This window comes from Patiriisocius marinus (assembly GCF_008974325.1).
GTDB lineage: Bacteria > Bacteroidota > Bacteroidia > Flavobacteriales > Flavobacteriaceae > Patiriisocius > Patiriisocius marinus.
Window position 1 is genome coordinate 678,972 of the sequence record NZ_BKCG01000001.1, and the last position, 13,119, is coordinate 692,090.

At 32.3% G+C, this 13,119-nt stretch carries 10 protein-coding genes and 1 pseudogene; 10 read left to right on the plus strand and 1 reads right to left on the minus strand.

All coding sequences use genetic code 11. The features are described from left to right. Positions 1-6: 6 nt before the first annotated feature. The 6 genes and pseudogenes from GBH57_RS02955 to GBH57_RS16195 all read left to right on the plus strand — a co-directional run. Entirely contained in the window at positions 7-747 is a 741-nt protein-coding gene (locus tag GBH57_RS02955; RefSeq protein ID WP_151672556.1) for a LytR/AlgR family response regulator transcription factor, read from the plus strand. A gap of 169 nt (positions 748-916) precedes the next feature. Then, complete coding sequence (locus tag GBH57_RS02960) at positions 917-1,660, plus strand: hypothetical protein (protein ID WP_151672557.1); 744 nt, start codon at positions 917-919, stop codon at positions 1,658-1,660. 314 nt (positions 1,661-1,974) lie between these two features. Beyond that, entirely contained in the window at positions 1,975-2,853 is an 879-nt protein-coding gene (locus GBH57_RS02965) for a hypothetical protein (protein ID WP_151672558.1), read from the plus strand. Position 2,854: 1 nt separating this feature from the next. Then, positions 2,855-3,769 carry a 3-coathanger stack domain-containing protein gene (locus tag GBH57_RS02970; protein ID WP_151672559.1) on the plus strand — a complete coding sequence of 305 codons (915 nt, stop codon included), beginning with the start codon at positions 2,855-2,857 and terminating at the stop codon, positions 3,767-3,769. Between the two features lie 199 nt (positions 3,770-3,968). Further along, a complete protein-coding gene (locus GBH57_RS02975) occupies positions 3,969-7,562 on the plus strand; it encodes a choice-of-anchor L domain-containing protein (RefSeq protein WP_151672560.1) in 3,594 nt (1,197 codons plus the stop codon). Between the two features lie 24 nt (positions 7,563-7,586). Further along, positions 7,587-7,682 (plus strand): annotated as a pseudogene (locus tag GBH57_RS16195) (HlyD family secretion protein); the annotation flags it as partial. A gap of 88 nt (positions 7,683-7,770) precedes the next feature. On the opposite strand, the gene GBH57_RS02985 reads toward GBH57_RS16195, so the two are convergent. Further along, positions 7,771-8,106: a single-stranded DNA-binding protein gene (locus GBH57_RS02985; RefSeq protein ID WP_151672561.1), complete on the minus strand. Its 336-nt coding sequence runs from the start codon at positions 8,104-8,106 to the stop codon at positions 7,771-7,773. A 394-nt stretch (positions 8,107-8,500) separates the two neighbouring features. Between GBH57_RS02985 and GBH57_RS02990 the strand changes: the two genes are divergently transcribed. From GBH57_RS02990 to GBH57_RS03005, 4 genes are all read left to right on the plus strand, one after another. Continuing rightward, positions 8,501-8,833 carry a hypothetical protein gene (locus GBH57_RS02990; RefSeq protein ID WP_151672562.1) on the plus strand — a complete coding sequence of 111 codons (333 nt, stop codon included), beginning with the start codon at positions 8,501-8,503 and terminating at the stop codon, positions 8,831-8,833. Between the two features lie 220 nt (positions 8,834-9,053). Continuing rightward, positions 9,054-11,252, plus strand: a complete 2,199-nt coding sequence (locus GBH57_RS02995; RefSeq protein WP_151672563.1) for a VIT and vWA domain-containing protein — start codon at positions 9,054-9,056, stop codon at positions 11,250-11,252. A 192-nt stretch (positions 11,253-11,444) separates the two neighbouring features. Next, the gene (locus GBH57_RS03000; protein ID WP_151672564.1) at positions 11,445-12,005 is read left to right on the plus strand and encodes a hypothetical protein; all 561 of its coding nucleotides are present in this window, start codon (positions 11,445-11,447) and stop codon (positions 12,003-12,005) included. A 35-nt stretch (positions 12,006-12,040) separates the two neighbouring features. Continuing rightward, positions 12,041-13,099: a hypothetical protein gene (locus tag GBH57_RS03005; RefSeq protein WP_151672565.1), complete on the plus strand. Its 1,059-nt coding sequence runs from the start codon at positions 12,041-12,043 to the stop codon at positions 13,097-13,099. Positions 13,100-13,119: the final 20 nt, after the last annotated feature.

Consider the following 13,119-nt stretch of genomic DNA (forward strand, 5'->3'; position numbering starts at 1 on the left):
TTACATATGAAAAGAGTTATAATAATAGATGATGAAGAATATTTACGAATACAGATACGAGAGAAACTAGAGCGTTACTTTAGTGATGATGTAATTGTAATTGGTGAAGCTTCTTCAGTAGAAAATGGTGTAAAAATTATTGACTCCCTTAAGCCAGATCTACTGCTTTTAGATATTGATATAACTGGTGGTACTGGATTTGACATTTTATCAAAAATTGCACACACAGGGTTCCAATTAATATTCATCACTGGATTTGATCATTTAGCTATCAAAGCTATAAAAGTTGGTGCATTAGATTATGTTTTAAAACCTATTGATGATGAGGATTTTATAACTGCTATTAAAAAAACGCTTAAGGTTGACTCTAAACAAAATCAATTACAAGAACTTATAGAGGCCTCATATATTCAATTTAAAGGTTTAGAAAAAAAGAAAATTGTTCTAAAAACAGCGAATACACTTTATTCTATACTAGAAGATGATATTGTTTACTGTAAAGCAGATGGTAATTATACACACGTGTATTTAAAGGATAAAGAAAAAATAGTAGTATCCAAAACTTTGAAAAAGCTAGAGGATCTTTTTACAGAGGTTAAATTTGTAAGATGTCACAACTCTTTTGTAGTTAATAAAGATTATATAGAAAAATACACTTCAAACGGAACATTGATTACCACTAATGGTGTAAAAATTCCAGTCTCTAGTCGAAAGAAAGATAGTTTACTAAAACGAATTTTCAAATAATTACTTTTTACTTTTATGTTTAGAGGTTAAACCAAAAAACACCTACTAAATGAAAGTTTACAATTATACATTTAAACAATGCATTTATACAAAAGTGATTTTTATTGAAACGATTTTGTGTATTTTTCAACTTCAAAACTTAACTAAATCTAATTTACACCAAATAAGTATGAAAAAATTAATCTACCCCTGCATCATTATGATGGTCTTCTCTTTATTTTCTTGCGAACAAGAAACAATTGATACACCTGATAACAATATAGCAGACTTACAAAACTCAATAACAAATCAAAACAGAACAATTGATGCTGAAATTTTAGAAAACAGTCTTCAATGGGCGTCTTATACTGTTGCTGAAGTACTTCTGAAAAACACAGAATTCGAAAGTTATTTTAACAGTAAAATTAACGGAAATAAAACAGTAAGTTTAAATAGCCTTCTTAATGATTCTAGTTTTCTAGGTATAGGTTTTAGAAATACATTTGAGAATACTTTATTAGCTAGTATTTCAGGGGTAGGTCACCCAGAAGGCCAACAAGGTAGGCCTAGACTTCCTATAGGAGGAAGTGATTCTGATTCAACATCTCAACAACAAACCTTAGATTATTTAGATTACATACTTAATAATAATTGTATCGAAATATATATACCATATAATTTAGTTTTTACTAAAAATATCATATATACAACTGGCCACCCTCTAGACAATGACAACTTTAGTTCTGGAATAAAACTTACTCGTGAAAGAGTAGACATTGTTGTATTTGAAAACATTGATTATCTAGCCCCTTCAATGGGTATGATGCGTAATAACATAATACTTGCAAGACCTGTAAGAACATTTTCAAGTAACTCAACCACATGTCTTTATTCTGATTATTCGGGAATTGATTTTACAACATTTTTTAACTAAAATGTATAATTATACTCTAACTATGTACTAGTTAAAAAATTTTAATATTGTATTTGCGCTTAGTTTCTATTTAGGAGCTAAGCGCATTTTTTATGCAATAAACTCTTAGTAGTATTCTATACAATGCAGTTTTATTTATATCGTAAAATCATTCCCAAATTGATTGATTACAGTTACACAATAAACACGTACACCTACTCAAAACCTATTTTATAGTAGTTGTTTAAAAACTAGTTTTAAGATTGAAATAAGTAGTACGCTACTAATTGATTAATACTCCATTTAAATCATAAACCAACTTAAAACATACTATTATGAAAAAATCAATTCTATTATCAATCGCATTATTAAGCATTTACAGCGTGTCTGCTCAATGGTCAACTTCTAGCAACGGCACACAAGTATATACACAAGACAACGTAGGTATTGGACTTACTGGCCCTAGTACACTACTTGAAATTAACACTCCAACTATCTATGATGGAAATTTTTTGAAAATGGGTAAAATGATTAATCAAAAAAATGGAACTCGACTATTTAATTTTGGGTCTAATAATACATCTGGAGCAAGCTATTCAGGCTATACTGTATACGGTCTTAACGGCAAATTAAGAAGTTCACTAAACACAGACAATACAGTTACCTACTTAGGAACAAATGATTCAAATGGAAACGAAATTTTTAAAGTTCATGGTGATGTAAATAGTTCATACATTCATTTACCAAAACGAGATTCTAGAATTGTTATAGGTGATTTTGCAAGCTACCTTGAGACAGAGGGACATAAACTAGTTGTAAAAGAAGGTAGCGCAATGATTGAAGGAAACATTTTTACAGATGCTAACGTAGGTATTGGAACTGATCTTTTTAATGACAATACTGGTAACTATAGATTATCTGTTGATGGGCGTATTAGAGCTACAGCAGTGAGAGTTTATACTGGATGGGCAGATTTTGTTTTTGAAGAAAACTATAATTTACCTACTTTAAATGAAGTTGAACAACATATAAATACACACGGACATTTAAAAGATATTCCAAGTGCCGCTACTGTAGCAACTGAAGGAATTGATGTTGGTGAAATGAATAAATTGTTGCTTCAAAAAATAGAAGAATTAACATTATACACTATTGAACAAGATAAAAAGTTAAACGTATTATTTCAAGAAATTAATAATCTTAAATCTAAATAATATGAAAAAACTACTAATTATTGCAACTGGGGTATCTCTATTATTGTATGGATATTCTGGGCATTCACAGGAAAACACGAGACAACAGGTAAATTATTTAAATATTAGTCCTGAAAATCAAACAATTACCGCGCCAGTCAATAGTTTGGTGACAGTATATGCTGCAGTATATTATCATTCTCTTTGGAATAATTGTTATGCTAATTGTGATATAGCTTACGTTAGCAGTAATAATGGTTTTGTCTCACTCAACTATAATAATAGTATTTTATCGTCCAATGAAACAAGAATTGCGACAATGAACTTTCAAAATTCAGTTCCAGAAACAGAAACTTATTATTTCAATTATTCATGGTTTGACAGTTGTGGATATTCGGGAAATAGCGTCTATTCTGTAACAATTATTTATGAAGATAATTGCATTTCAGATTTAGATATTACCGCTAACGTAACTTCAAATCAAACAGATATTCAAGATGCATCTGTTACTATTACTGCAACAAATAAAATATTCAACACTGCACATGCAGAATATGATGCTGGTACTGCTGTAATATTAAATCCAGGTTTCGAAGCTTTAGAAAACTCTACTTTTGAAGCTTATATTGAAGGTTGTTCTAATACGCTTGCTCCATCGACAAATAATACAAGCACCAATAAAAGTGAGTTTGGTAATTCCTTTAATGTATCACTAGCACCTAACCCTTCTCAAGGAGCGTTTAAGGTGAAAATTGATAAGGATTTAAAAACCATTAATTATAGTCTTTATGATTTTAGTGGAAATACTATTGTAAGTGATTCTTTAGAAAACACAAACTCATTTACAATTAATAAAAATGGTTTACCAAAAGGGATCTATCTATTAAAAATAGAATCTAATGAGGGAGTTATGACTAAAAAAGTTATAATTAATTAGTAAAATATCTAAAAAAAAAGAAAAAGGGAGATTATATAGCCGTGGTGAAAACCACGGCTTTTTTGTGAATTAAATAAATATTCAAAATCAAATTAGTTGCCCACACTTATACAAAACATAAACACATCCACACAGTTGCTATTTTGTGTTATCTATTATTACTCTAGATTTAAAGAACTAATCTTTAAAATTTAATGATATGAAACAAAAACTCACTCTCCTATTAATGCTACTTTTTTGTGCTATTTTTTATAGCCAAGCACAAATAGATAATAGTGCGCAACAATATAACACGTTACTCAATGAATATATTGATAATAATTTGAAAGATTATGATTTAGAAAAATTGACCGATAGAGAAATATCAGGTATAAAATCATCCTTAAGAAATACATATAAATCACAAAATAATATTAGTATAAAAAACAACACTAGTAAAATTGTTAATGGCTTTAATACTTTTCCTTTAGAAAATTCACTAATTGCCGCTCCTATTTTAGTTGGTGAATTATTTGAAAACAGCTGCGGTATTACGTTTGATTACGATACGTATTCGTCTAGTGTAACAAATGGTCTAACACAACAAAGTCTAGGTAGTTTCACAAATTCCAATAATCAATATATACCTTTTAACTCTGGTATGATTTTATCAACAGGTTTTATTGAAAATGCAGATGGATCAAACTTAAATCCAATTGGAAACGAATTCTCTGATGGAGGACCTGCATCTGGTGCTTGGGACAATTATTTCGATCCATTTATTACTGAATTTGGAGAATTTAACTCTGGTTATCATAATGGTACTACAATTAAGTTTGATATAACTCCTGAGACTAATCATATTTCATTTGATTATATATTTTTATCAGAAGAATATAACCAATATTATGAATGTAACATTGCAGATGTATTCGTATTTATTTTAGAAGATAATGAGGACTCAAATGTAGAACCAGTTAATATGGCTGTATTACCAGGTACTAATACTCCTGTGCAAGTAACAACAGTCCACCCAAATATTTTTCAAGTAAATAATGCCAATAGTCCTGGCAACTGTAATGCTGTTAATGCGCAATTTTTTTCTCATTATAACTGGAATCCTCCTTTTAATCCAGGTCCAAATCCATTTAATACAGTTTCTCCTGGTTTATCTCCTACAATTTTTGATGGTCAGACCATAGAATTAACAGCTGAAGCTATGGTAATACCTAATAGAAGTTATACTATAACTCTTGCAATTGCAGATTATCTTGATCAGAGTTATGATGCAGCAGTTTTAATTGAAAATGGTTCTTTTAATAGTGATATTGATTTAAATGATGACGTAACAATTTGTAATGGTCAAAATACTCAATTAGGTATTTCAGCAATAAGTGGAGCTAGTTATCAATGGGCTTTGCAAAACAATGCAGGAAATTTCAATAATATAAGTGGTGCAACAAATAATACATATTCAACAAGTGTAGCTGGTACTTATCAATTAACAGTTACCATAAATGGTTGCACTTATACAGATACCGTAGTAGTAACAACAGCAAGTACTCCTGTAGCACAAACTCCAGATGATATTACCGTTTGTGACGCAGCTCCTAATGATGGTTTTGCACTATTTGATTTGACATCAGTTGAAACAGCTATTTTAAACGGTCAAGCCGGAACAATTACCTATTATGTAAGTCAAGCAGATGCTGATAACGGTGTAAATGAAATTTCAAATCCAGGAAACTATGAAAATAGTGATCAAGACCAGCAAACCATTTATGTAAGGTTAAATAATGCCGGCTGTTATGATACTGTAAGTTTTGATATAATTGTAGAGATTTGTTGCGAAGAAGCGGCATGTCCAGATATTGAGATTAATAAAAATGTAGTAAGTCCTACTATTGGAATAGGAAACAATGTATATGAACCAGGAGATACGATTATTTATTCCATTATGGTAACCAATAATGAGCCAGAAACAACCTGTCCTTTTACATTTGATGTAAGCGATCATATAGATACAACAATCTTAGATGAGAACACTTTCAACTCTAATAGTTTTAATGTATTGTATAATGTTAATACAGATATTGTGTCAATAAACAATATTTCACTGGTCTCTGGAGCATCTCAAACATATTATTTCAATTTTGAAATTTTAGATGACACGCTTGCCGAAAGTATTGAAAATTGTGCTAGTGTAGCTTTAAATTGTATCGACACTGGAAATAATATGTATGAAAGTTGCGTAACAACACAAATTGAACAGCCAGTATCTATTTGGCCAAGAACGTATGGAGGGGATAGTTTTGTTAACACGGGGAGATATTCTGAGGATGTTGCCACTGATGAAGAAGGAAATGTATATACATTAGGTAATATTGCAGTTGGGGATAGATCTTACGAAGACAGTAATTTTGTTTCCGGAGAACAAGGTTACATTATGAAACATGATTATTTTGGCAATCTTGTTTGGATAACACCTATTAGTAGCCAATTTCATCATCTTAAAGATGGTGGCCTAATTAAATACTATAACAATAAGTTACATGTGATTACCAGTAAAGGATTCTATTTGCAATACAATGATGATGGCACATTTATAAATGGATCTGCCTATGAAACACGTTTGGAAAAACCTGCAATATCATTGAATACAAATAATGGGAATATTGTTATTGCGGGAACGTATTATTCAAATTTTTATAATTCCGATTTCTCTGTGAACGCTAATAGCGATAGGCCGACGGGCGTAGTCATAAAATTTGGTGCTACTGGCATTGGCGCCAATACGTTACACGATTATATTACACACCAAACATTCACACATAATGGTAATTCGGGTAAATCATCAATAAATTTTTATGACGCAGTTTATGCAGAAGATACCGATAGGATATTCTTGACAGGCTACTCTAAGGGCAATAGAGTTTTTCCAAATGGGCAATTGGCAAACTATACGTATGGGAAATCGATTATAGTAACCTTAAAGGATAATGGAAATTCATTAGACATGACTCATAATGCATATATTCAATACAATACTAAATATCCATATAATGAATATAGAAATAGCTCTGATAAAATCTATATTACTACTGCCACTGGTAGATTATGCGAAATCCCTTTTTCCGAATCTAATATAAGTGGTTTTGGACAAAGAACACTTATAGATAACATTTTTGAAAACGATTCTTATGTAAAAGACATGGTTATAAATCAAGAAACAGGAGACCTCTTCTCAATTGGGGTAAAGTCCGGATATTCGGAAATTTCTAAGGTTTCACCGCAAGGAAGAGTATGGAATAAAAAAGTTGAACACTTACAACCTAAAGCTATAGCATTAGGTCCACTTAACCATTATTTTATAACTGGTAATTATAGTGATAACACAATATTAAACCCAGGGAATCCATCAAACCCATCACCGATTTATGAGTATGGATCACCCGCAAATTATGACAATATATTTACCGCTCGTTTTAAAGATTATGGTAATATTGGTTATTTTAGAAATCAAGAGGAAGATAAAACTGATTTTGTAAATGATGTGCCTAATAGTTTCTTGATATTTCCTAATCCATCTGCAGGAAACATCTCAGTTAAAAAAGCCAAGATTAATGAAACCTACAATACGGTAACTATTAGTATCAAAGATTTCTCTGGAAAGGTTGTTTTCAGGAAGGCAAACGTAGATGCTAGTCTAGTCAACACTTATAGATTAGAGTACTTAAAAACAGGGCTTTATTTTATGGAAATTATCAATAATGGAAAAAGTATTGAGGTCCATAAGATTATGATTAATAAATAGAATACACAAATCTAAAAGTTTGAAAAACAAGAAATGAAAGGTGTTGCCGAAATCATCACTGAAGATTTGAGATTGATAGAACGTTTTTTCTATCAACTTACAAACATAATTAAGCGATAAATAATTTTAGTTAGTTAATGGAGAGTAATAAAAAAGCCACTAGAAATAGTGGCTTTTTTTATTTATAATCTAGATTTATATACTCAATCTAACTCTTCCCCAACATCAATAACTCTGTGCAATACACTTCAGTTACATAATGCTTATTGCCGTCTTTATCATCCCAAGAGCGATTGGTTAATTTACCTTCAATGGCTATCTCCTGCCCTTTCTTTACATAGTTTTCAACTACGTTAACAAGACCACCTCGCACTAGGATATTGTGCCAGTAAGCACGCTCTACTTTTTGACCGTTTTTGTCTTTATAACTATCATCTGTAGCCATACTGAAATTTGCAATTTTGTTGCCATCTGCAAACGTTTTAATTTCTGGTTCTTGTCCTAATCTTCCAATTAACTGTACTTTGTTTCTAAGTGCGTTCATAATAAATAATTTTAATGTCTATCTCAAGTTTCTTATGAGATCTAATAACAGTTTGATAAATGTCCTTGGGCTCATCCCGCAGATCGTATTGTCTAATAAAATAGCTTATTGTAATCTTATTTCGTTTCGACACTGCAAACATATAGAGAGATAAAAGCTACATTCGGTTGTTAACTACTTACTTTCGTTTGCAATTATTTGTAAGTATTTGTTGTCTTATTAACAGTTAATTTTCAAATACTTAACTAAGTAGTCTAATATTTAAAATTATCCAATTACTTAAGCGTTAATTAGAAATCATAATAGCTTATGAGATTTTTCACGTTTCAGAATAACAAGAAAAGCTAATTATTTTTAAAAAATCACTACCTTTAACTAGATAAAAAAAAAGCTCATGAATACATCAAATGAATGGACAAGAGAAGTCCTTGAAGGTTACATCTTTATTTACGTTGCAAATGCAGATTTTCAAGAATCGTATGAGGAACGAGAAATAATTAGTGAGAAAATTGATGCAGCAACCTCTGCTAAATTACACCGCGAATTTGAAAAGGATAATGACAATCAAAGCATCACTAAAATTCAAGATGCAATAGCCCGTTTAGGCTATACCGCAGATGAGAAAAAACAACTTATTGAAGAAGTAAAAAACTTACTTACTGCAGATGGTCAATTTGACGCTGCAGAAAAAGGAATCTACGCTGCACTAAAAAGAGTTATTGTTTAAACACACACCAAGTATATATAAAATGAGGCTTTCTTACTTTGGTAAAACAGCCTCATTTTTAGTTAAAAATAGTAGAAACGCTATAAAAAAGCCTTCGTAAACACCATTAGAGAACGAATAATAAACCATCAACTACGAATACTAAAGTAGCATAAATTTAACGCCACTACCCTCATACTTTTGGTTCAAGAAATAAACAATAACTCTTAAACCAAATAGTATGAAATCACTTTTTTTCACTTTCGCGCTTCTAATATCCGTGCTCTCTTTCGGACAGCAAGTTTCAGAAACAACACAAAAAACTGCTAGTCCGTATTTAGAAATTTCAGCAGAAAACGCAAATGTTCCACTGCTAGAAACTAAAACCGATGTTCACATTACAGGAACCATCGCCCATGTTAAACTAACGCAAGTGTACCATAACGAAGGGACAACAGCCATCGAAGCAAAATACGTCTTCCCAATGTCGCTTGAAGCTGCAGTGCACGATATGAAAATGAAAATTGGAGAACGCGTTGTAAATGCACAAATATTTGAAAAACAAAAAGCAGAGCAAGTATATCAAAAAGCAGTAAAAGAAGGAAAACGTGCTGCTAAATTAGACCAGTCTCGTCCTAACGTTTTCCAGATGAAATTAGGAAATGTAATGCCTGGCGATCAAATTACCATCGATATGTATTATACCGAAATGCTCACACCTACAAATGGCTCATATCAATTTGTTGCCCCTGGAGTTGTAGGCCCTCGGTTTACAGGCGAATCTTCTAAAACGGAAACCACTTTCGCACAACCTTATACAGGAAAAGGAATTGCAGATACTTTTAAATATGACGTTCAAGTACGCATAAATGCCGGAATAACAATTCAGAATGTTTCAAGTAAAAGTCACAAAGTAAATGTGACGTATCCTGCTAAAAATTCTGCTGAAATTTTCTTATCAAAAAGTAATGTCAACCCAGCAAATCGCGATTTTATTCTTGATTATAACTTGCGAGGTGATGCTATTTCTAGCGGACTTTTACTGTACGAACACGATAACGAAAAGTTTTTCGCTTATATGATGGAGCCGCCTAAAAAAATAACTCACGACCAGATCACACCTAGAGAATACTTATTTATCGTCGATGTATCTGGCTCCATGAACGGCTACCCTCTTGAGGTAAGCAAAGATTTAATGCGTAATTTATTATGTAACCTTAATTATGAAGACACCTTTAACGTGCAACTTTTCGCATCAAGCTCAACAGTATATAGCGAAATTCCTGTACAAGCAACTGAACAAAACATTGAAAATGCCATTAGTTTTTTAAGCAATGGTCAAGGTGGCGGCGGAACTGAATTATTAAGTGCATTAAACGTAGCGTATAAATTGCCTAGAGCTAACGAAGGTAGTGCACGATCTATGGTAGTTATTACTGATGGGTATGTAAACGTAGAAAAAGAAGCTTTCAAAAAAATTGAACAAAATCTAGATCAAGCAAATGTATTCACCTTTGGGATTGGAAGTTCTGTAAATAGATTTTTAATCAAAGGGATGGCAAAAGTTTCAAACTCTCAATCCTTTATTGCAACCACAAAAGAAGAAGCGTTCAATGTAGCGGCAGATTTCAAGGACTATATCGCAACACCATTAATGACGCAAGTTTCGTTTAAAACAAAAGGATTTGAAACCTACGATGTGGAACCTAAATCAATCCCAGATGTATTTGCAGCACGCCCTGTGGTTATCTTCGGAAAGTATAAAGGCGAAGCAAAAGGTGACATCATCATAACAGGATATCAAGGCCGAAAAAAAGTAAAACAAAAATTTGATGTTTCCGAAGGAACACTTAGTGCAGATAATAGTGCGCTTCGATATTTATGGGCTCGTAAAAAAATAGCCCGATTAGATGATTATAATACCAACTTTAGAGAGGATGTAAAAGATGAAGTAACGTACCTAGGTTTAGCGTATAATCTTGCCACAAAATATACGTCATTTGTAGCCGTTGATGAGAAAATAGTAAACCCAGACGGTACAATGAAAACCGTAAAACAACCTTTACCAATGCCAGCAAATGTGAACAATAGTGCCGTAGGTGCTGCAGCAGAGGTAAAAGGAAAATCAATCGCTAAAAAAACGTATACACTTACATTTAATGCAGGTGAACTACCTAAAGCCGAAGCTAGAAAATTGAATATGTGGTTTAAAGCAAACTACGGTAAATTAGCTGAAAAGTATATGAGCCAGTTTATGGAACTCCGCGTAAAATTTGGTGAAAATGGAGCAGTACTCAATGTCCAAACGTTTGATGGAACAAACTGGATTCACAATGCTGAAATTTTAAAAGAGTTTCAAAAGTTAGTAGTAAAAAAAGCCCCTACTTCTAACCAATTCACTGCCTATGCAGTTGATGAAAGCATAGGGTGTAGTTGTTAAATTCCTGAAGAGTTATTATTGTAAACCTTCTAGGTCTTTATGATCTGGAAGGTTTTTTTATTTGTTTGAAATGAAGAAACCCTTATTCAATAACGAATACTAAACCATCTACAACGAATACTAAAGCGATCAAAATTTAAACGAAGTGCTCCCGTAACTTTGAGGTATCAATAACCTTAAACACCCTTAGTTATGAAAAATATACTTTTAATTATCGCAGTAATCTTCACAGCTCAATTAAGCTTTTCTCAAGATTTTGAACCTAGCAATAAATACATTCTTGCTCTTGAGAACGCTCTTAGTGAAAACGAAGATGTTAGTATAAAAGCACTACTAAAAACTACAAATGATGCAGAAGAAAATCTTTCTTTCTTTCCATTAGTAAGTGGAGAAAACATCAATGAAGTAGTAATAAGTACGCTTGAAAACCCTGTTTTAAATGGCGTACAACGTGTTATTAAAGTAGACGTAAAATATATTGAATACTGTACCTACACCATTTCTAATTACATTTTAGAAACTACGAAAGGAGATTTCATCTCATTACCAATGCTCACAAATGAGGATTGCAATGACGAACCTTCTCAGCTTGTTTACTTATTCCCATCACAAGCATTTGGAAAAGAAAATCAAATAATCACTTCGCAAATTATGGTTGAAGCTAATACTGTAAAAGCAGCAACACAAGAGGATAGTTTTATATGGAATGACGACAGCTATGGCGCGTCTGGCCAACTTTATGAAGAACTATAAGAACAATTTATCACAACTTTTAAAACCGATATACTATGAAATTTTTCACCGTACTCCTTATTGTTTTCACCACATTTTTAGCCTGTGAAAAAGCTTCTTTATACGAGGTTCCACACGGTGAAGAAGTAGCATATAACTCAAATGATACTATGCTAGAATCCAATGTAAAAACAAATAGTATTGCCTTTATCGCAGGTTTCGATGAAGATGAAAATACATATTATACAAATGCAACTAGATATTTTAAAAACCAACAAATTCCTGTTGTAGAAGAGCTTTATTCATTAGATGAAATTATCGCCTATTTAAATATGTCAACCAAAACTTACAAGAATATTCACATTATTAGCCACAGTAATCCATGGGCCGGAATCTCTTTAAAAGTAAGTAAAGACGGAAACCGGATTACTGTGCACAATTTAGATACTGCGCTAAATTCAAAAAGCATTCCTATAGTAACACATGGAGTTGACGAACACACGAATATCATTTTTCACTCTTGTGGATTGGGCGAAAATACCGAACTCGCTCAACTGTTAAAGCAAGCATTTACAAACACCGTTTCACCTCAACTAATTGCATCGCCATATTTTAATGTTTTTGGCGGAAACTATGTGCCGCATTACCTTGCGAAACCTTATTATGTTTCATACCCAACAGGGCATTCTCCCGGACCTCTTGCGTTATCTGAAGAAATGAAAACAATATACCCTAAGGTTACTATTGATTGGAATACAGCCTTAACAACTAGAAAAGAAACTACAGCTACCGAAATATATTCTTATCGATTTAATGTTCCTGTTGAATGGGAATTTACATTTGAAGATGTTTCTGAAATACCATCTCTTGAAACCCGTGACGACATAATGGACTTCGTTAGTGAGCAAGATGAGATGGCTATGGCCTTATACGAATTAGATATTCCGCTTGAAAAATACCGATGGATCATTAAAATTTCCGAAGAAAAAAAGACCTTACTTATTAAAGGCAAAACTACTATTCTATGTGTTTTAGACCCCATTGAAAATAGTAATGATGCAGGTAATTATGCCGTTCCAGAAATTACAAACGAAAATCTATATACGGTATTCTAAACCCCTTGTTTACAATCGTT